The organism is Pseudomonas flavocrustae (assembly GCF_029872515.1).
GTDB lineage: Bacteria > Pseudomonadota > Gammaproteobacteria > Pseudomonadales > Pseudomonadaceae > Chryseomonas > Chryseomonas aestiva.
This window is the reverse complement of sequence record NZ_JAPDIQ010000017.1, coordinates 12,364-30,333: the sequence shown is the minus strand read 5'-3', so window position 1 is coordinate 30,333 and position 17,970 is coordinate 12,364. Positions and strand designations below refer to the sequence as shown.

At 66.0% G+C, this 17,970-nt stretch carries 18 protein-coding genes; 16 read left to right on the top strand and 2 right to left on the bottom strand.

Going from position 1 to position 17,970, the window contains the following annotated elements; translation table 11 throughout:
* Positions 1-133 precede the first annotated feature (133 nt).
* The 12 genes from rpsP to OMP44_RS23905 all read left to right on the top strand — a co-directional run bounded on the left by rpsP (position 134) and on the right by OMP44_RS23905 (position 10,918).
* Positions 134-382, top strand: a complete 249-nt coding sequence (gene rpsP / locus OMP44_RS23960) for a 30S ribosomal protein S16 (RefSeq protein WP_017640797.1) — start codon at positions 134-136, stop codon at positions 380-382.
* A 5-nt stretch (positions 383-387) separates the two neighbouring features.
* On the top strand, positions 388-924 hold the full coding sequence (gene rimM / locus OMP44_RS23955; protein ID WP_133862627.1) for a ribosome maturation factor RimM: 537 nt from the start codon (positions 388-390) through the stop codon (positions 922-924).
* A 3-nt stretch (positions 925-927) separates the two neighbouring features.
* The gene (trmD, locus tag OMP44_RS23950; RefSeq protein WP_133862626.1) at positions 928-1,665 is read left to right on the top strand and encodes a tRNA (guanosine(37)-N1)-methyltransferase TrmD; all 738 of its coding nucleotides are present in this window, start codon (positions 928-930) and stop codon (positions 1,663-1,665) included.
* A 42-nt stretch (positions 1,666-1,707) separates the two neighbouring features.
* Complete coding sequence (rplS, locus tag OMP44_RS23945) at positions 1,708-2,058, top strand: 50S ribosomal protein L19 (RefSeq protein ID WP_007160957.1); 351 nt, start codon at positions 1,708-1,710, stop codon at positions 2,056-2,058.
* A 69-nt stretch (positions 2,059-2,127) separates the two neighbouring features.
* Positions 2,128-2,541, top strand: coding sequence for an acyl-CoA thioesterase (locus OMP44_RS23940; RefSeq protein ID WP_133862625.1), 414 nt, complete (start codon positions 2,128-2,130; stop codon positions 2,539-2,541).
* Positions 2,538-3,428 carry a site-specific tyrosine recombinase XerD gene (gene xerD, locus OMP44_RS23935; RefSeq protein WP_133862624.1) on the top strand — a complete coding sequence of 297 codons (891 nt, stop codon included), beginning with the start codon at positions 2,538-2,540 and terminating at the stop codon, positions 3,426-3,428. The genes OMP44_RS23940 and xerD overlap by 4 nt, the downstream gene beginning before the upstream one ends.
* Positions 3,429-3,490: 62 nt before the next feature.
* The gene (locus OMP44_RS23930; protein WP_007160960.1) at positions 3,491-4,216 is read left to right on the top strand and encodes a thioredoxin fold domain-containing protein; all 726 of its coding nucleotides are present in this window, start codon (positions 3,491-3,493) and stop codon (positions 4,214-4,216) included.
* A gap of 60 nt (positions 4,217-4,276) precedes the next feature.
* The gene (locus tag OMP44_RS23925; RefSeq protein ID WP_027600220.1) at positions 4,277-5,581 is read left to right on the top strand and encodes a homoserine dehydrogenase; all 1,305 of its coding nucleotides are present in this window, start codon (positions 4,277-4,279) and stop codon (positions 5,579-5,581) included.
* 46 nt (positions 5,582-5,627) lie between these two features.
* Complete coding sequence (gene thrC / locus OMP44_RS23920) at positions 5,628-7,037, top strand: threonine synthase (RefSeq protein ID WP_263258829.1); 1,410 nt, start codon at positions 5,628-5,630, stop codon at positions 7,035-7,037.
* Positions 7,038-7,257: 220 nt separating this feature from the next.
* Positions 7,258-7,797: a YaeQ family protein gene (locus tag OMP44_RS23915; protein WP_133862621.1), complete on the top strand. Its 540-nt coding sequence runs from the start codon at positions 7,258-7,260 to the stop codon at positions 7,795-7,797.
* The gene (gene recJ, locus OMP44_RS23910) at positions 7,797-9,518 is read left to right on the top strand and encodes a single-stranded-DNA-specific exonuclease RecJ (protein ID WP_133862620.1); all 1,722 of its coding nucleotides are present in this window, start codon (positions 7,797-7,799) and stop codon (positions 9,516-9,518) included. Before OMP44_RS23915 ends, recJ begins: the two co-directional genes overlap by 1 nt.
* Positions 9,519-9,814: 296 nt before the next feature.
* The gene (locus OMP44_RS23905; RefSeq protein WP_280311499.1) at positions 9,815-10,918 is read left to right on the top strand and encodes an NADH:flavin oxidoreductase/NADH oxidase; all 1,104 of its coding nucleotides are present in this window, start codon (positions 9,815-9,817) and stop codon (positions 10,916-10,918) included.
* A gap of 39 nt (positions 10,919-10,957) precedes the next feature.
* Here the strand turns inward: OMP44_RS23905 and OMP44_RS23900 are convergent, their stop codons facing one another.
* Entirely contained in the window at positions 10,958-11,428 is a 471-nt protein-coding gene (locus OMP44_RS23900; RefSeq protein ID WP_280311498.1) for a nuclear transport factor 2 family protein, read from the bottom strand.
* A gap of 191 nt (positions 11,429-11,619) precedes the next feature.
* Here OMP44_RS23900 and OMP44_RS23895 point away from each other — a divergent pair, with 191 nt between their 5' ends.
* Positions 11,620-12,315 carry a tellurite resistance TerB family protein gene (locus OMP44_RS23895; RefSeq protein ID WP_280311497.1) on the top strand — a complete coding sequence of 232 codons (696 nt, stop codon included), beginning with the start codon at positions 11,620-11,622 and terminating at the stop codon, positions 12,313-12,315.
* Between the two features lie 3 nt (positions 12,316-12,318).
* Here the strand turns inward: OMP44_RS23895 and OMP44_RS23890 are convergent, their stop codons facing one another.
* Complete coding sequence (locus tag OMP44_RS23890; protein WP_280311496.1) at positions 12,319-13,221, bottom strand: LysR family transcriptional regulator; 903 nt, start codon at positions 13,219-13,221, stop codon at positions 12,319-12,321.
* 146 nt (positions 13,222-13,367) lie between these two features.
* On the opposite strand from OMP44_RS23890, the gene OMP44_RS23885 reads away from it, so the two are divergent.
* From OMP44_RS23885 to prfB, 3 genes are all read left to right on the top strand, one after another.
* Complete coding sequence (locus OMP44_RS23885) at positions 13,368-15,041, top strand: GMC family oxidoreductase (protein WP_280311495.1); 1,674 nt, start codon at positions 13,368-13,370, stop codon at positions 15,039-15,041.
* 109 nt (positions 15,042-15,150) lie between these two features.
* Positions 15,151-16,773 (top strand): MFS transporter, encoded by a 1,623-nt coding sequence (locus tag OMP44_RS23880; protein ID WP_280311494.1) that lies wholly within the window; start codon positions 15,151-15,153, stop codon positions 16,771-16,773.
* A 100-nt stretch (positions 16,774-16,873) separates the two neighbouring features.
* Positions 16,874-17,969, top strand: a protein-coding gene (gene prfB / locus OMP44_RS23875; RefSeq protein ID WP_133862613.1) for a peptide chain release factor 2 whose coding sequence is annotated in 2 segments (ribosomal slippage) — positions 16,874-16,945 and positions 16,947-17,969 — 1,095 coding nt in all. Because the reading frame shifts where the segments join, the coding sequence is not laid out codon by codon here.
* Position 17,970: the final 1 nt, after the last annotated feature.

Genomic DNA, 17,970 nt, shown 5'->3' with positions numbered 1-17,970 from the left:
GCTGCCGCAATGCCGAGGGCACCGTTTAAAGCCATTGGCAAACCGGGTGACAGCCCTTAGAATATGCGGCCTTTCGGGCCATGTGGCCCAGTGTGCCCACAGCTACAAGCACCGACTACAGGAACGAAGTTCAATGGTAACCATCCGTCTAGCCCGTGGCGGCTCCAAGAAGCGCCCCTTCTACCACCTGACCGTGACCAACAGCCGCAATGCGCGTGATGGTCGTTTCGTCGAGCGCATCGGTTTCTTCAACCCGGTGGCCAGCGGCGCCGAAATCCGTCTGTCGGTGGATCAAGAGCGTGCCAGCTACTGGCTGTCGCAGGGCGCCCAGCCGTCCGAGCGCGTCGCTCAGCTGCTCAAGAGCGCTCAGGCTACCGCCTGAAGATCATGAGTACGCCGACCTCCGCCCCCGACCTGGTGGTCCTGGGCAAGATAGTTTCGGTCTTCGGCGTACGCGGTGAGCTCAAGATCTACTCCTTTACCGATCCGCTCGACAATCTGCTGGACTATCGGACCTGGACGCTCAGGCGCGAAGGCGAGACCCGGCAGGTCAAGGTGCTCGGCGGTCGGTTGCACGGCAAGGTCCTGACGGTACGTCTGCAGGGCCTGGACGATCGTGAAGAAGCCCGCCTGATGGCCGGTTTCGAGATCTGCGTGCCGCGCAGCGAATTGCCCCAACTGGGCGCCGGTGACTACTACTGGCATCAGTTGGAAGGTCTCAGGGTGATCAATCGCGAAGGCCAGTGGCTGGGTGTGGTGGATCATCTGCTGGAGACCGGGGCCAACGACGTCATGGTTGTCATGCCCTGTGCTGGCAGCCTCGACGATCGTGAGCGTCTGTTGCCCTATCTGCCCGACCAGTACGTGCTGGCGGTGGATCTGGCCAAGGGCGAGATGCAGGTCGACTGGGACGCGGATTTCTGATCCATGCGTATCGATGTCATCAGCATCTTTCCCGAGATGTTCGAAGCCGTGAGCGCCTATGGCGTGAGCGGTCGCGCGATGAAGCAGGGGCTCCTGGAGCTGACCTGCTACAACCCGCGCAGCTATACCGAGGATCGCCACCAGACCGTGGACGACCGGCCCTTTGGCGGCGGTCCCGGCATGGTCATGAAGATCCAGCCGCTGGAGCGCGCCCTGGCCGATGCCCGGGGTGATTCGGCGGCGAAGGTGATCTACCTGTCCCCCCAGGGTCGCAAGCTCGACCAGGCGGCGGTACGGGAACTGGCGCAGGAGGAGCATCTGATCCTCATCGCCGGGCGTTACGAAGGCATCGACGAGCGTTTCATCGAGACGCACGTGGATGAAGAATGGTCGATTGGCGACTATGTGCTGTCCGGCGGTGAATTGCCGGCCATGGTGCTGATCGATGGGGTTACGCGACTGCTGCCCGGAGCCTTGGGGCATGTGGATTCCGCCGAGCAGGACTCGTTTACCGACGGCCTGCTCGATTGCCCGCACTACACCCGACCCGAGGTGTACGAGGGCCGTCGCGTACCCGACGTGTTGCTCAGTGGTAACCACGAGCATATCCGGCGCTGGCGCCTGCAGCAGTCCCTGGGACGCACTGCGGAGCGACGCGCCGATCTTCTGGATGGCCGCTCGCTTTCTGGGGAAGAGCAGAACCTGCTGGCGGAATATCTCCGTCAGCGGAACGATAGTTAGGTATCGATGGCGGGCCGCGGCCTGTCTTAGGAGCAGAGTGACATGACCAACAAAATCATTGCCCAGATCGAAGCTGAGCAGATGAACAAAGAAATCCCGGCGTTCGCCCCAGGCGACACCGTGATTGTCCAGGTTAAGGTGAAGGAAGGCGACCGTCAGCGTCTGCAGGCCTTCGAAGGCGTGGTGATCGGCAAGCGTAACCGCGGCCTGAACAGCGCCTTCACCGTACGCAAGATCTCCAACGGCGTTGGCGTCGAGCGTACCTTCCAGACCTACAGCCCGCTGGTCGACAGCCTGAGCGTCAAGCGTCGCGGTGACGTGCGCAAGGCCAAGCTGTACTACCTGCGCGAACTGTCCGGCAAGGCTGCCCGCATCAAGGAAAAGCTTTCCTGATCGCGGCGTGACCAGAAAAAAGCAGCTTCGGCTGCTTTTTTCGTTTCTGAGGTTCGAGGTATTACAGATATGAGCACCCGCGAAGCGGAAATCCAGCGGCGCACGGCGCTGTCGGAAACCCGGGTGGCCAAGGCGGTCTTCCCGCCCACCACCAATCATCACGACACCCTGTTCGGCGGCACCGCCCTGGCCTGGATGGACGAGGTGTCCTTCATTACCGCGACGCGCTTCTGCCGCAAGCCGCTGGTCACGGTCTCCACCGACCGGATCGATTTCAACCACCCCATTCCCGCCGGCTCCATCGTCGAGCTGATTGGCCGGGTGGTGAAGGTTGGCAACACCAGCATCAAGGTGCAGGTGGAGGTGTTCGTCGAAGGCATGCTGGCAGAAGGGCGCGAACGCGCCATCAACGGCGCCTTCAGCTTTGTCGCCGTCGATGACGAGGGCAAGCCGACGCCGGTGCTGCCCGGCTTCGCCGCGTGAGCGCCGAACGGCTGATCGAGGAATTCCTCGATGCCCTGTGGCTGGAAAAGGGGCTGTCGCCCCACACCCGCAGCGCCTATTGCACCGATCTGCTGGCCTTCGCCCGGTGGCTGGAGGGCAGGGGCCTGACCCTGGAGACGGTCGGCCGTGACGCCGTGCTCGATCATCTCGGCTGGCGCCTGAGCGAGGGTTACCAGGCGCGTTCCACCGCGCGCTTTCTCTCCGGCCTGCGCAGCTTCTACAAGTACGGCGTGCGCGAAGGGCGGATCGCCGAGGACCCGACGCTGCTGGTCAGCATGCCGCAGCTGGGCGCGCCGCTGCCCAAAAGTCTGTCCGAGGCGGATGTGGAGGCGCTTCTGGCGGCGCCGGATACCGACGACAGCCTCGGTCTACGCGATCGCACCATGCTCGAGGTGCTCTATGCCACCGGCCTGCGGGTGACCGAACTGATCAGCCTGACCCTGGACGAGATCAATCTGCGCGAGGGTTCGCTGCGGGTCTTCGGCAAGGGCAGCAAGGAGCGGCTGATTCCCCTGGGCGAAGAGGCCATCGCCTGGCTGGAAAGCTATCTGAAGACCGCACGTCCGCTGCTGCTGGGCGGCCAGCCCGGCGACATCCTCTTTCCCAGCCAGCGGGGCACGCCCATGACCCGGCAGACCTTCTGGCACCGCATCAAGCTGCATGCCCAGGTGGCCGGCATCCGCACCTCGCTGTCGCCACACACCCTGAGGCACGCCTTCGCCACCCATCTGCTCAACCACGGCGCGGATCTGCGCACGGTGCAGATGCTGCTCGGCCATACCAGCCTGTCCACCACCCAGATCTACACCCACGTCGCCCGCGTGCGGCTGCAGCAACTGCACGCCCAGCACCATCCGCGCGGCTAGGGCCCACCGCCGTAGCCGGCAGGTCTGTGGTAGGCTTGCCGGCGTCTCAACAGGAGTCAAACATGCGTATTTCCCAACTGTTGCTCGCCGCTTGCCTGGGGCTTGGCGTGCAACTGGCTCAGGCCGAACCTGAGCAGGCCATTCGCCAGAGCCTGACCGCGCTGCAACCCAATCTCGCCATCGAGTCCATCGCCAAGAGTCCGCTGGAAGGCCTCTACCAGGTCCAGCTCAAGGGCGGCCGCGTGCTCTATGCCAGCGGCGATGGCCAGTTCGTCATGCAGGGCTATCTCTATCAGGTCAAGGACGGCAAGGCCTCCAACCTGACCGAGAAGGCCGAGAACGTCGCCGTGGCGCGGCAGATCAATGGCCTCGATCGCAACCAGATGATCGTCTATCCCGCCCAAGGCGAGACCAAGGCGCACATCACCGTCTTCACCGACACCACCTGCCCCTATTGCCAGAAGCTGCACGCCGAGGTGCCCGAGCTGAACAAGCGCGGCATCGAGGTACGCTACCTGGCCTTCCCGCGCCAGGGCATGGGCTCGCCGGGTTCCAAGCAGCTGGAGGCGGTGTGGTGCGCCAAGGACAAGCCGGCGGCGCTGAACCAGATGTTCACCGGCCGTGAGGTCAAGTCCGAGAGCTGCCAGAATCCGGTCGCCCAGCAATTCGCGCTGGGGCAGAACATGGGCATCCAGGGCACGCCGGCGATCATTCTCGCCGATGGCCAGATGATCCCGGGCTACCAGCCGGCCGACCAGCTGGCGGAAGCGGCAATCGGCGCCCGCTAGGCGCTGCGAAAGATTTCAACGGCGCTGCGGAGCGGCGCCACCTGATAGGGGGATAAGGGTGTGAAGCCGGTCAAAGTAGGCATCTGTGGTCTGGGTACCGTGGGCAGCGGGACCTTCAACGTACTCAAGCGCAACGCCGAGGAAATCGCCCGGCGCGCCGGGCGGGGTATCGAGGTGGCGCAGATCGCCCAGCGCCGACCCAATCCCCAGTGCGATACCGGTAGCACGCCGATCACCGCCGATGTCCTGGCGGTGGCCGACAATCCCGAGATCGACGTGGTGGTGGAGCTGATCGGTGGCTACACCCTGGCCCGCGAGCTGGTGCTGCGCGCCATCGCCAACGGCAAGCACGTGGTCACCGCCAACAAGGCGCTGATCGCCGTGCACGGCAACGAGATCTTCGCCAAGGCACGCGAGCAGGGCGTGATCGTCGCCTTCGAGGCCTCGGTGGCCGGCGGCATCCCGGTGATCAAGGCGCTGCGCGAAGGCCTGGCCGCCAACCGTATCAACTGGGTGGCCGGCATCATCAACGGCACCGGCAACTTCATCCTCTCCGAGATGCGCGAGAAGGGTCGCACCTTTCCCGATGTCCTGGCCGAAGCCCAGGCGCTGGGCTATGCCGAGGCCGATCCGACCTTTGACGTCGAAGGCATCGATGCCGCCCACAAGCTGACCATCCTGGCCTCCATCGCCTTCGGCATCCCGCTGCAATTCGACAAGGCCTACACCGAGGGCATCACCCGCCTGACCACCGCCGATGTCGGCTATGCCGAGGCGCTGGGCTATCGCATCAAGCACCTGGGCGTGGCGCGCAGCACCGACCAGGGCATCGAGCTGCGGGTACACCCGACGCTGATCCCGGCCGATCGCCTGATCGCCAACGTCAATGGCGTGATGAACGCGGTGATGGTCAATGGCGACGCCGTCGGCTCGACGCTGTTCTACGGCGCCGGTGCCGGGCAGGAGCCGACCGCCTCGGCGGTGGTGGCCGACCTGGTGGACGTGGTTCGCGCCATGACCTCGGATCCCGAGAATCGCGTGCCGCACCTGGCCTTCCAGCCCGATGCGCTGTCCGACCATCCGGTGCTGTCGATCGAGGCCTGCGAGAGCGCCTACTATCTGCGCATCCAGGCCAAGGATCACCCGGGCGTGCTGGCCCAGGTGGCGAGCATCCTCTCGGCGCGCGGCATCAACATCGAGTCCATCATGCAGAAGGAAGCCGAGGAACATGACGGCCTGGTGCCCATGATCCTGTTGACCCATCGCGTGACCGAGCGCCACATGGTCGAGGCCATCACCGCGCTGGAAGCCCTGGACGACGTCGTCGGCGATGTCGTCCGCATCCGCGTCGAGCACCTGAACTGAGCAGCCTGGCGGCGCCCGGCGCCGCCGTCTTTCCCGAGGTCGAGTCATGCGTTACATCAGTACCCGCGGCCAGGCGCCCGCGCTGAATTTCGAAGAAGTGCTGCTGGCGGGTCTCGCCAGCGATGGCGGTCTCTACGTCCCGGAGAACCTGCCGCGCTTTTCCCTGGAGGAGATCGCCTCCTGGGCCGGTCTGCCCTATCACGAGCTGGCCTTCCGGGTGATGAAGCCCTTCGTCGCCGGCTCCATCGCCGATGCCGAATTCAAGGCCATCCTAGAAGAGACCTACGCCGGTTTCGCCCATGGCTCGATTGCGCCGCTGCGCCAGCTGGATGCCAACGAATGGGTACTGGAGCTGTTCCACGGCCCGACCCTGGCCTTCAAGGACTTCGCCCTGCAACTGCTGGGGCGGCTGCTCGACCATGTGCTGGCCAAGCGCGGCGAGCGCGTGGTGATCATGGGCGCCACCTCCGGCGACACCGGCTCGGCGGCCATCGAAGGCTGCAAGCGCTGCGAGAACGTCGACATCTTCATCCTCCATCCGCACCAGCGGGTGTCGGAAGTGCAGCGCCGGCAGATGACCACGCTGCTGGGCGACAACATCCACAACATCGCCATCGAAGGCAACTTCGACGACTGCCAGGAGATGGTCAAGGCTAGCTTCGCCGACCAGGGCTTCCTCAAGGGCACCCCGCTGGTGGCGGTCAACTCGATCAACTGGGCGCGGATCATGGCCCAGATCGTCTACTACTTCCATGCGGCCCTGCAGCTGGGCGCTCCGGCGCGTTCCATCGCCTTCTCGGTGCCCACCGGCAACTTCGGCGACATCTTCGCCGGGTACCTGGCGCGCAACATGGGGCTGCCGGTGAGCCAGCTGGTGGTGGCCACCAACCGCAACGACATCCTGCACCGCTTCATGTCCGGCAATCGCTACGACAAGCAGCAGCTGGAAGCCACGCTGTCGCCGTCCATGGACATCATGGTCTCGTCCAACTTCGAGCGCCTGCTGTTCGACCTGCACGGTCGCGATGGCCTGGCCCTGGCCGAGCTGATGGCGAATTTCCGCAGCAGCGGCACCCTGACGGTGGCCGACGATCGCTGGACCGAAGCGCGCAAGCTGTTCGACTCCCTTGCCGTGAGCGACGAAGAGACCTGCGCCACCATCGCCGAGGTGTATGCCACCACCGGCGAGGTGCTGGATCCGCACACCGCCATCGGCGTGCGCGCCGCTCGCGAATGCCGGCGTAGCCTGGCCACCCCGATGGTGGTGCTGGGTACCGCCCACCCGGTGAAATTCCCCGAGGCGGTGGAAAAGGCCGGCATCGGCGCGACCCTCAGCCTACCGACCCACCTGGCCGATCTGCTGCAGCGTGAAGAGCGTTGCACCGTGCTGCCCAACGACCTCGCCGCCGTCCAGGCCTTCGTCAGCCGCCACGGCAAGCGTGGTCAGCCGCTGTAGGGCGGTAGCACAACCGTGTTGGGCTTCGCGGCGCTCAACCCAACCTACGCGGGCCTGTAAGTTGGGTTGAGACGGCTCCATCGTCGAAGCCCAACGAGGCGGACTCGAACCTTCTAGCGTTGGGCTCCGCTGCTTTCAGCCCAACCTACGGATCTGCGGTCCCAAGGTCCCCTGCCTTTTTTCCGGTACAATGCCCGGCTTTCCCTGCCGGTGACCCGCCATGGCTCTGCAAGCCACGCCCTACAAAGTCGAACTCAACCTCACCGATCTGGATCGTGGGGTCTACGAGAATCTGCGTCTGACCGTGGCGCGGCATCCCTCCGAGACCGAGGAGCGCATGGCGGTGCGGTTGCTGGCTTACGTGCTCTGGTACAACGAGCAGCTGGCCTTCGGCCGCGGCCTGTCCGACGTCGACGAGCCGGCGCTGTGGGAAAAGAGTCTCGATGGCCGGGTGCTGCACTGGATCGAAGTCGGCCAACCCGATGCCGACCGCCTGACCTGGTGCAGCCGTCGCACCGAGCGGACCAGCCTGCTGGCCTACGGCAACCTGCGTGTCTGGCAGACCAAGGTGGTGGACGCGGTCAGGACGCTGAAGAATCTGCATATCGCCGCGGTTCCCGCCGAGCCCCTGGCCGAGCTGGCCCGCGATCTGCCGCGCAGCATTTCCTGGCAGGTGATGATCAGCGAAGGCACCCTGTTCGTCACCGACGACCGCGGTCAGCACGAATTGCAGCTGGAATGGCTGCTGGGCGAACGTTGATGCGCCTGGAGCCCCGTCCGCTGCCGGCGGTATTGCCCGACCTGGGCGATCTGCCGCCGCTGCTTACCCGGCTCTATGCCGCGCGCGGCGTGACCTTGCCGGAAGAACTGGACAAGGGGCTGGCGCGACTGGTGCCCTATCACCAGCTCAAGGGCATCGAGGCGGCGGTGGAGCTGCTGGCACGTGCCCTGGAAGAGCGTCGGCGCATCCTCATCGTCGGCGACTTCGATGCCGATGGCGCCACCGCCAGTGCCGTGGGCGTGCTGGCCTTGCGTCGCCTGGGCGCGGCCTGGGTCGACTACCTGGTGCCCAATCGCTTCGAATACGGCTACGGCCTGACACCCGAGATCGTCGCCGTGGCCCTGCAGCGTGAACCCGAGGTGCTGCTCACCGTCGACAACGGCATCTCCAGCCTGGACGGCGTGGCTGCGGCCAAGGCGGCCGGGCTGCAGGTGGTCATCACCGACCACCACCTGCCGGGCGCCGAATTGCCCGCCGCCGATGCCATCGTCAATCCGAATCAGCCGGCCTGCGCCTTTCCCAGCAAATGCATCGCCGGGGTCGGGGTGATCTTCTATGTGATGCTGGCCCTGCGCAGTCGCCTGCGCGAGAACGGCTGGTTCTCCCGTCAGGGCCTGGCCGAGCCCAATCTGGCCGAGTTGCTGGATCTGGTCGCCCTCGGCAGCGTCGCCGACGTCGTGCCGCTGGACGCCAACAACCGCATCCTGGTGCACCAGGGGCTGATGCGGATCCGCGCCGGTCGGGCACGACCGGGGCTCAAGGCGCTGCTGGAAGTGGCCGGGCGCCAGCCGGGCAAGGTGGCTTCCAGCGACCTCGGTTTCATTCTCGGCCCGCGGCTCAATGCGGCGGGGCGCCTGGACGACATGTCCATCGGCATCGAATTGCTGCTCTGCGAAGACCCGCAGCTGGCGCAGGAATATGCCCAGCAGCTGGACGACTTCAACAAGGATCGCAAGAGCATCGAGCAGGGCATGCAGCGTGAGGCGCTCAAGCAGCTCAAGGAGTTGCCGGAAGACAATCTGCCCTTCGGTCTCTGCCTGTTCGACCCGGAGTGGCACCAGGGCGTGATCGGCATCCTCGCCTCGCGCCTCAAGGAAAAGTATCACCGCCCGGCGCTGGCCTTCGCCGACGACGGCAGTGGCAACGGCATGCTCAAGGGCTCGGCGCGGTCGGTACCCGGGCTGCATATCCGCGATGCCCTGGATGCCGTGGCGACCCGTCATCCGGGGCTCATCACCAAGTTCGGCGGTCACGCCATGGCCGCCGGTCTCAGTCTGCCCCAGGCGCACTACGAGACCTTTGCCGCCGCCTTCGATGCCGAGGTGCGGCGTCACCTGCAGGCCGAGGATCTCAGCGGTCGCCTGCAGACCGATGGCTGCCTGGCCCCGGCCGAATTCCAGCTCGGCCTGGCCCAGGCCCTGCGCCAGGCCGGTCCCTGGGGACAGCAGTTTCCCGAGCCGCTGTTCCACGGCACCTTCGAGATCCTCTCCCAGCGTCTGCTCAAGGAGCGGCACCTCAAGCTGACCCTGCGCAGCGAGCAGGGCGGCCCGGAGCTGGATGGCATCGCCTTCAACATCGACCGCGACACCTGGCCCGATCCCAACATCCGCTGGGCCGAGCTGGCCTATCGGCTGGACGTGAACGAATTCCGTGGCAACGAGAACGTGCAGTTGCTGGTGGTGCACCTGGCACCGCGTTAGGGTTCGTTTGAAAAGTGCCTGCGCTTGGCGATGCGTTAAAAATCAGCTGGTTCGCCGGTCCGATCGGAATGCTCATTTACCCCTCGTAAACTCGAGCGCGAGTCCGATCCGCTTCCTCGCTGATTTGATTCGCTGGCGCTCACCCTCCGGGCCAGCCGTTGGCTGTTACTCCCGTTGGTCGTTGCGCCTTGCCTGACCTTCGCTCGGCGACTTTTCAGACGAGTCCTGTCGGATCGGCGATCTATTCTGGTTGGTAGCACTCCAATACCGTGCATCCCGACTAGACGAGGTCCGCCATGAGTCTCCTGTTCCAGCCCCTGACCCTGCGTCAGCTGACCCTGCCCAATCGCGTGGTGGTCTCCCCGATGTGCCAGTACTCCAGCGAAGACGGCTTCGCCAACGACTGGCACCTGGTCCATCTCGGCAGTCGCGCCACCGGTGGCGCTGGTCTGGTGATCTTCGAGGCCACCGCGGTCACCGCCGATGGGCGCATCACGCCCCAGGACCTGGGGCTGTGGAAGGACGAGCAGATCGAGCCCTTGCGGCGGATCACCCAGTTCATCGAGGGCCAGGGCAGCGTCGCCGGCATCCAGCTGGCCCATGCCGGCCGCAAGGCCAGCACCTGGCAACCCTGGCTCGGCAAGCACGGCAGCGTGCCCATCGCCGAAGGCGGCTGGGTGCCGGTGGCGCCCTCGGCCATTGCCTTCGATCCCCAGCACACCCGGCCCACGGCGGTGGATCGCGACGATATCGCCAGCATCCGTCGGGCTTTCGTGGACACCGCCGAGCGGGCCCTGGCGGCCGGCTTCAAGGTGGCCGAGATCCATGCCGCCCACGGCTACCTGCTGCACCAGTTCCTCTCGCCGCTCTCCAACCGTCGAGAGGACGACTACGGCGGCAATTTCGAAAATCGCATTCGCTTGCTGCTGGAAGTGACCGCCGATGTGCGGGCGGTCTGGCCGGAAGAGTTGCCGCTGTTCGTGCGGGTCTCGGCCACCGACTGGGTGGAAGACGGCTGGGACGTCGACGAGACGGTGGAGCTGGCGCGGCGACTGAAGACCCTGGGCGTCGACCTGATCGACGTCTCTTCCGGCGGTACCGCGGCCCAGGCCGACATTCCCACCGGGCCTGGCTACCAGACCCAGTTTGCCGAGCGGGTGCGCAAGGAAGCCGGGATTCCCAGTGGCGCGGTGGGCATGATCACCGATGCCGCCCAGGCCGAGCACGTGCTGCGTACCGGTCAGGCCGACCTGGTGCTGCTGGCCCGCGAACTGCTGCGCGATCCTTATTGGCCGCTGAATGCCGCCGAGGCCCTGCGCGACAAAGTCTCCTGGCCGCCGCAGTACGTGCGCGCCGCCCATCGGGATACGCCGCTGCGCAAGCCGTTCGGGGAAGAATAGGGCGCGGGACGGAGCCATCCGCGCGGATGGCTTCCCGGTTCAGGGCTTGGCCGGGCGCAGCATCGCCTCCAGGGCGTCGCTGTCGTAGTAGTCGCCCAGGTACCAGATGCGGCCGTCGCGGATCTTCATGATGCTGGCGCCGCGGATCTTGACCGGTTGCTTGCCGGTGGCGGTGACGCGGTTGCCGGTCAGTTCCCATTCGAAGGCAATGCTGCGTGGGCCGATGACCGGCTTGTGCACCATCTTCACCTGCAGATCCGGGACGGCCTTGAGGGTGACCTTGACGATCCGGTCGCGGGCCTGGGTGCGGCTGGTCTCGGTGGTGGCGGCGCCACTGTCGAAATACTGCACCTTGGGATCGAGCAGGGCGCTGGCGGCCTCGGCATCGTGATCGTTCCAGGCATCGAGGTAGCGATTGGCGATGAGGCGTGCGTCCTCGGCGGCGGCCTGAACCTGGCCGGCGGTGAGGGCGAGCGAAAGCGCGAACAGCACAGCCAGACGCGAGCGCATGGGGTGTCTCCGGCAACTGCAGGGGGAAGGCGCAAGAGTAGCGCCGTGGGCGGTCCGCGGTCAGCAATATTTTGTATCGACCGGCTGGTCGCAACGGCGACCCCGGCAATATCCGGTAAGCAGGTGGCGGGAGCCAGACGGCGTGGTCAGCGGTCCTAGAGGGCTGAATCCAGACTCTATGGAGGTCATCCATGAACACCCGCGGTTTGCTTGATCAATTGCTCAAGGCGGGCCAGCAGGCGCTGGCCAAGAAGACCGGTCACTCGGCCTCCCGACCCGGCACGGCGTCCACCGGCAAGGATTCCCTGGGCGGTCTGCTCTCCGGGCTGGGCAACAGCGGCCTGGCGGCCGGGGCCCTGACCGCGCTGCTGGGCAGCAAGCGCGGTCGCGCCATGGGTGGCAAGGCGGTCGGCTATGGCGGTCTGGCGGCCCTCGGCATGGTGGCCTACAAGGCCTATCAGTCCTGGCAGGCCAATCAGGCCCAGGGGACGGCGGCCGTCGAGCCGCGTACCGTGGATCGGGTACCGGAGCACGAAGCCGAGGCCCATGGCCGGGCGGTGCTGATCGCCCTGATCGCGGCCGCCAAGGCCGATGGTCACGTCGATGACCAGGAGCGCCAGGCGATCGAGGCCGAGATGGCCAAGCTGGACAACGATCCCGAGTTGCGCAGCTGGCTGCAGCGCGAACTGGAGCAGCCGCTGGATCCGGCCAAGGTCGCCGCCGCCGCGGAAACGCCCGAGATGGCCGCCGAGATGTACCTGGCCAGCCTGATGCTGATCGACGATCAGCAGTATATGGAAAAGGCCTACCTGGACGAGCTGGCGCGCCAGCTGCGCCTGGAACCCGGCTTGCGCGCCGAGCTGGAACGCGAGGCCGCGGCGGTCTGACGGCTAGGCGAGCGGGCGTTCCTCGCCCAGCAGGACGCTCCGCTCCGCCGCGCAGAGCTGCAGCAGGAAATCCCAGACCACGCGCAGGCGCGCTGAGCGGTGCAGCTCCCGGTGGGTCGAGATCCAGTACTCGCGGGTGAAGGACCGCTCCGGGAGCACGCCCTCCAAGGGGGTGTTCTGGCCCACCAGATAGCAGGGCAACACCGCGATGCCGATGTCGGCACAGGCCGCTTCGCGCTGGGCGATGACACTGGTGCTGCGAAAGACGATGCGTGGCTCGGGGCAGAGGCCCTGGATGAATTGCAGTTCGCGGGTGTACAGCAGGTCATCGACGTAGCCGATGAAGGTCTGCTCGCCGAGATCGGCCTGGGCGTCCAGCGCGGGTGCCCGATCCAGATAGGCGCGACTGGCATAGAACCTCAGGCGATAGGGCGTCAGCCGCCGGCCGATCAGGCCTTCGGCGGTGGGTCTTTCCAGGGTGATGGCGATGTCCGCCTCGCGGTTGGTGACGCTGACGAAGCGTGGCACCGACACCAGCTCCACTTCCAGCCCGGGATAGTCGCGCAGCAGCGCCCCCAGGCGCTGGGCGAGAAAGCCGGTGCCCAGGCCCTCGGTCACTCCGACCCGCACCTGGCCCAGCGGATTGAGGCGCTGGGTTACCGCCTCCTGGGCCAGCAATGCGGCTTCTTCCATCGCCTGGGCATGCGCGAGCAGCGCCTGACCGGCCGGGGTGAGCTGATAGCCGCTTGCCTGCTGCACCAGCAGCTGGCTGCCCAGGGCGCGCTCCAGGGCCTCCAGGTGGCGGGCGACGGTCGCATGACTGACGCCCAGACTGCGAGCGGCGGTGAGCAGGCGACCATGGCGCTGGACCTCCAGAAAAACCCGCAGATCGTTCCAGTCGAACATCCCTTTTCCTCGTCTAGGCCTGTCTGCCGGGCCGCTTGCTGGTCACTGTTCAGAAATGCACAGCCGTTGCCCGTTTTCTGCGACTGTTGTTCGCGGATGACGACACTAGGATAGGGACCACAACAACAAAAAAGCGAGGGAACGTCATGCCCGGTCCTGCTGCGGAATATGACTTCATCATCGTCGGCGCCGGTCCGGCCGGCTGCCTGCTGGCCAATCGGCTGTCCGCCGATCCGAGTCATCGTGTGCTGCTGCTGGAAGCCGGCGGCCGTGACAACCATCCCTGGATCCACATCCCCGTCGGCTATCTGTTCTGCATCGGCAATCCACGCACCGACTGGTGCTTCAAGACCGAGGTGGAAGCGGGTCTGGGTGGCCGCGCGCTCAACTATCCTCGCGGGCGGGTGCTGGGCGGCTGCTCCTCCATCAACGGCATGATCTACATGCGCGGCCAGGCCCGCGACTATGACGGCTGGGCCGCCGCCGGCAATCCCGGCTGGGGCTGGCAGGACGTGCTGCCGCTGTTCAAGCGCATGGAAGATCATTGCGATGGCGCCTCGGCCTTTCATGGTGCCGGGGGCGAATGGCGGGTCGAGCGGCAGCGTCTGCACTGGACGCTGCTCGACGCCTTTCGCAGTGCCGCGGGCGAAACCGGTATCGCGCCGGTGGAAGACTTCAACACCGGCGACAACGAAGGCTGCGGCTACTTCCAGGTCAATCAGCGCAATGGCGTGCGTTGGAATGCCGCCAAGGCCTTTCTCAAACCCATCCGTCAGCGCGCCAACCTGCAGGTGCTGACCGGTGTGCAGGTGGAGCGGGTGCTGCTGGAGGAGGGCAGGGCACGGGCGGTGCTGGCGCGGTTGCCGGGCCAGGCCGAACCCCTTCGCCTGATGGCGCGGCGGGAGATCGTGCTCTGCGCCGGCGCCATCGGCTCGCCGACCCTGTTGCAGCGCTCCGGCATCGGTCCGCGCGGTCTGCTCGAAGGCCTGGGTATCGGTGTCCGGCACCGGCTGGAAGGGGTGGGCGGCAATCTGCAGGATCACCTGCAACTGCGGCTGATCTATCGGGTGCACGGCGTGCCGACCCTCAATGCCCTGGCCGGCAGTCTCTGGGGCAAGCTGGGCATGGGCCTGGAATACCTCTGGAAGCGCAGTGGCCCCCTGGCCATGGCGCCGAGTCAGCTGGGCGCCTTCGCCCGCTCCGACCCGGCGCAACCCTCGGCCAATCTGCAATACCACGTACAGCCGCTGTCGCTGGAGCGCTTCGGTGAGCCGCTACACGGCTTTCCCGCCTTTACCGCCTCGGTGTGCAACCTGCGCCCGGCCAGTCGTGGCCAGGTGAGCATCCGCAGCGCCGACCCGCTGGCCGCGCCGCTGATCCAGCCGCGCTATCTCAGCGCGCCGGAGGATCTCAGGGTGGCCGCCGATGCCATCCGCCTGACCCGGCGCCTCGTCGCCGCCCCGGCCCTGGCCGCCTATCGGCCCGAGGAATATCTGCCGGGACCGGCCTACCAGAGCGAAGCGGAGTTGCAGCAGGCCGCAGGGGCCATAGGCACCACCATCTTCCATCCGTCCGGCACCTGCCGCATGGGTCAGGACGCCGACGCCGTGGTCGATGCGCGCCTGCGGGTACATGGCATCCCGGGGCTGCGGGTGGCCGACGCCTCCATCATGCCGACCCTGGTCTCGGGCAACAGCTGCTCGCCGACCCTGATGATCGCCGAGCAGGCGGCCACCTTCATGCTGGCCGAGGCCCGCGAACAGGGCCGCCACGAGTTGCCCGCCGCGATCGCCAGGGCCAGCGCGGTCTCCGCTGCCTAGATGCGTCCATCCGGTTTCACCGACGGCGGGGCCTCCCGCCGTTTCCACCGTAGTAGCTGTCGCCCATAACAACAATCAGCCCGGCGATCCCGGGTCAGGAGAACGTGCGATGTCCGACTATGCCCAACCCCGGGTACAACCCAGCGCAGCCAGCAGTCGCCGCGAAGAGCGCAAGGTGATCTTCGCCTCGTCCCTGGGGACCGTCTTCGAGTGGTATGACTTCTTTCTCTATGGCGCCCTGGCGGCGGTGATTAGCAAGCAGTTCTTTGCCGGCGTCAACGACACCACCGCCTTCATCTTCGCCCTCCTGGCCTTTGCCGCCGGCTTCGTGGTGCGACCCTTCGGCGCCCTGCTGTTCGGACGCCTGGGCGACCTGGTCGGCCGCAAGTACACCTTTCTCGCCACCATCATCCTCATGGGCATCGCCACCTTTGGCGTCGGTCTGTTGCCCACTTACGCCAGCATCGGCATGGCCGCGCCCATCATCCTGGTGGTGCTGCGCCTGCTGCAGGGCCTGGCTCTGGGTGGGGAATACGGCGGTGCCGCCACCTACATCGCCGAGCATGCGCCACCCGGCAAGCGCGGCGCCCACACCAGCTGGCTGCAATCCACCGCGACCCTGGGGCTGTTGCTGTCGCTGGTGGTGATCCTGGTCTGCCGCTACCTGACCGGCGACCAGTTCGAGGTCTGGGGCTGGCGCCTGCCGTTCCTGCTGTCGATCTTCCTGCTGGCCATCTCCACCTGGATCCGCATGTCCATGCACGAGTCGCCGGCCTTCCTGCGCATGAAGGCCGAGGGCAAGCAGAGCAAGGCACCGATCCGCGATTCCTTCACCAACTGGAGCAATCTCAAGGTGGTGCTGATCGCGCTGTTCAGCATCAACGGCGGCCAGGCGGTGACCTTCTACCTGTCGCAGTTCTACGTGATGTTCTTTCTCACCCAGACCCTCAAGCTCGACCCGGTGCTGGCCAACAACCTGCTGATCATCAGCGTGATCCTGGGCGCCCCCTTCTTCGTCATCGCCGGCTGGCTGTCGGACAAGGTCGGGCGCAAGCCGATCCTGATGCTGGGGCTGCTGCTGGCCACGGTGCTCTACTTCCCGCTGTTCAAGGCCCTGACCCACTACGCCAATCCGCAGATCTACCAGGCCAGCCAGCAGGCGCCCATCGTGGTGACCGCCGACCCGGCCACCTGCACCTTCCAGTTCGACCCGGTGGGCAAGGCGCGCTTCGACAGTCCCTGCGATAGGGTCAAGACGCTGCTGGCCAAGAGCGGGCTGCCCTACCGCAGCGTGGCGGCGGCACCGGGGGACGCGGTGCAGGTCAACGTCGGTGACAAGGTCATCGTCGGCTTCGACGAACCGGCCCTGCGCGCGGCGGTACAGGCCGCCGGCTATCCGGCCAAGGCCGATGCGGCCCAGGTCAACAAGCCCATGGTGGTGGCGGTGATCTTCGCCCTGATCCTGATCGCCACCCTCTGCTACGGACCCCTGGCGGCGCTGATGGTGGAGCTGTTCCCCACACGCATCCGCTACACCTCCATGTCGCTGCCGTACCACATCGGCAACGGCTGGTTCGGCGGCTTCCTGCCGACGGTGTCCTTTGCCCTGGTGGTCTATACCGGCGACATCTTCTACGGCCTCTGGTACCCGGTGCTGGTGACCGGCGTCAGCCTGGTGGTGGGGCTGCTGTGCCTGCCGGAAACCCGCCACCGCGATCTCGACGCCGATTGAGCTCCCGCCGGCGGCGAATCCCCGTCGCACTCTGAGTTTCGCCGCCGACTGGGTTATACTCGCGAGCTTTTCCACAGCTTTTCTCGCGAGTGTTTCCCCCATGGAAATCAACCCGATCGTCACCAGCATCAAGGACCTCTCCAGCCGCACCGAGACCATTCGGGGGTATCTTTGACTACGATCTGAAGAAGGATCGTCTGGTCGAAGTCGAGCGCGAGCTCGAAGACCCCGCTGTCTGGAACAAGCCCGAGTACGCCCAGAATCTTGGCCGCGAGCGCGCCCTGCTGGCCCAGGTGGTCGGTACCCTGGACGAGTTGAACGGCGGCCTGGCCGATGCCACCGACCTGCTGGAAATGGCTGCCGAAGAGGAAGACCAGGGCGCCGTCGATGACGTGGCGGCCGAGGTGGAGCGCCTGCGCGGCATCCTCGAGAAGCTGGAATTCCGCCGCATGTTCAGCGGCGAGATGGACCCGAACAACTGCTACCTGGACATCCAGGCCGGCTCCGGCGGCACCGAGGCCCAGGATTGGGCCAACATGCTGCTGCGCATGTACCTGCGCTGGGCCGACCAGCACGGCTTCAGCGCCGAGATCGTCGAATTGTCCGAAGGCGAGGTCGCCGGCATCAAGGGCGCCACCGTGCACATCAAGGGCGAATACGCCTTCGGCTGGCTGCGTACCGAGATCGGCGTGCACCGCCTGGTGCGCAAGAGTCCCTTCGACTCGGGCAACCGTCGCCACACCTCGTTCACGGCAGTGTTCGTCTCGCCCGAGATCGATGACAACATCGACATCGAGATCAACCCCTCGGATCTGCGCGTCGACACCTACCGCTCCTCGGGCGCCGGCGGTCAGCACGTGAACACCACCGACTCCGCGGTGCGGATCACCCACGTGCCCACCAACACCGTGGTGGCCTGCCAGAACGAACGCTCCCAGCACGCCAACAAGGACACCGCCATGAAGATGCTGCGGGCCAAGTTGTACGAGCTGGAGATGCAGAAGCGCAACGCCGCGTCCCAGGCCCTGGAGGATTCCAAGTCCGATATCGGCTGGGGCCACCAGATCCGTTCCTATGTGCTCGACGCCTCGCGGATCAAGGACCTGCGCACCGGCGTGGAACGCAGCGACTGCGACAAGGTGCTCGACGGCGATCTGGACGAATACCTCGAAGCCAGCCTCAAGCAGGGCGTTTAAT

Bases quoted from the DNA above. Each gene is read 5' to 3' on its own strand.
- OMP44_RS23885 (WP_280311495.1), top strand. From the start codon at position 13,368: ATGCCCGGTCCTGCTGCGGAATATGACTTCATCATCGTCGGCGCCGGT.
- OMP44_RS23890 (WP_280311496.1), bottom strand. From the start codon at position 13,221: ATGTTCGACTGGAACGATCTGCGGGTTTTTCTGGAGGTCCAGCGCCAT.
- thrC (WP_263258829.1), top strand. From the start codon at position 5,628: ATGCGTTACATCAGTACCCGCGGCCAGGCGCCCGCGCTGAATTTCGAA.
- rplS (WP_007160957.1), top strand. From the start codon at position 1,708: ATGACCAACAAAATCATTGCCCAGATCGAAGCTGAGCAGATGAACAAA.
- OMP44_RS23900 (WP_280311498.1), bottom strand. From the start codon at position 11,428: ATGCGCTCGCGTCTGGCTGTGCTGTTCGCGCTTTCGCTCGCCCTCACC.
- OMP44_RS23940 (WP_133862625.1), top strand. From the start codon at position 2,128: ATGAGCACCCGCGAAGCGGAAATCCAGCGGCGCACGGCGCTGTCGGAA.
- OMP44_RS23880 (WP_280311494.1), top strand. From the start codon at position 15,151: ATGTCCGACTATGCCCAACCCCGGGTACAACCCAGCGCAGCCAGCAGT.
- OMP44_RS23930 (WP_007160960.1), top strand. From the start codon at position 3,491: ATGCGTATTTCCCAACTGTTGCTCGCCGCTTGCCTGGGGCTTGGCGTG.
- rpsP (WP_017640797.1), top strand. From the start codon at position 134: ATGGTAACCATCCGTCTAGCCCGTGGCGGCTCCAAGAAGCGCCCCTTC.
- recJ (WP_133862620.1), top strand. From the start codon at position 7,797: ATGCGCCTGGAGCCCCGTCCGCTGCCGGCGGTATTGCCCGACCTGGGC.
- OMP44_RS23915 (WP_133862621.1), top strand. From the start codon at position 7,258: ATGGCTCTGCAAGCCACGCCCTACAAAGTCGAACTCAACCTCACCGAT.
- trmD (WP_133862626.1), top strand. From the start codon at position 928: ATGCGTATCGATGTCATCAGCATCTTTCCCGAGATGTTCGAAGCCGTG.
- OMP44_RS23895 (WP_280311497.1), top strand. From the start codon at position 11,620: ATGAACACCCGCGGTTTGCTTGATCAATTGCTCAAGGCGGGCCAGCAG.
- OMP44_RS23905 (WP_280311499.1), top strand. From the start codon at position 9,815: ATGAGTCTCCTGTTCCAGCCCCTGACCCTGCGTCAGCTGACCCTGCCC.
- rimM (WP_133862627.1), top strand. From the start codon at position 388: ATGAGTACGCCGACCTCCGCCCCCGACCTGGTGGTCCTGGGCAAGATA.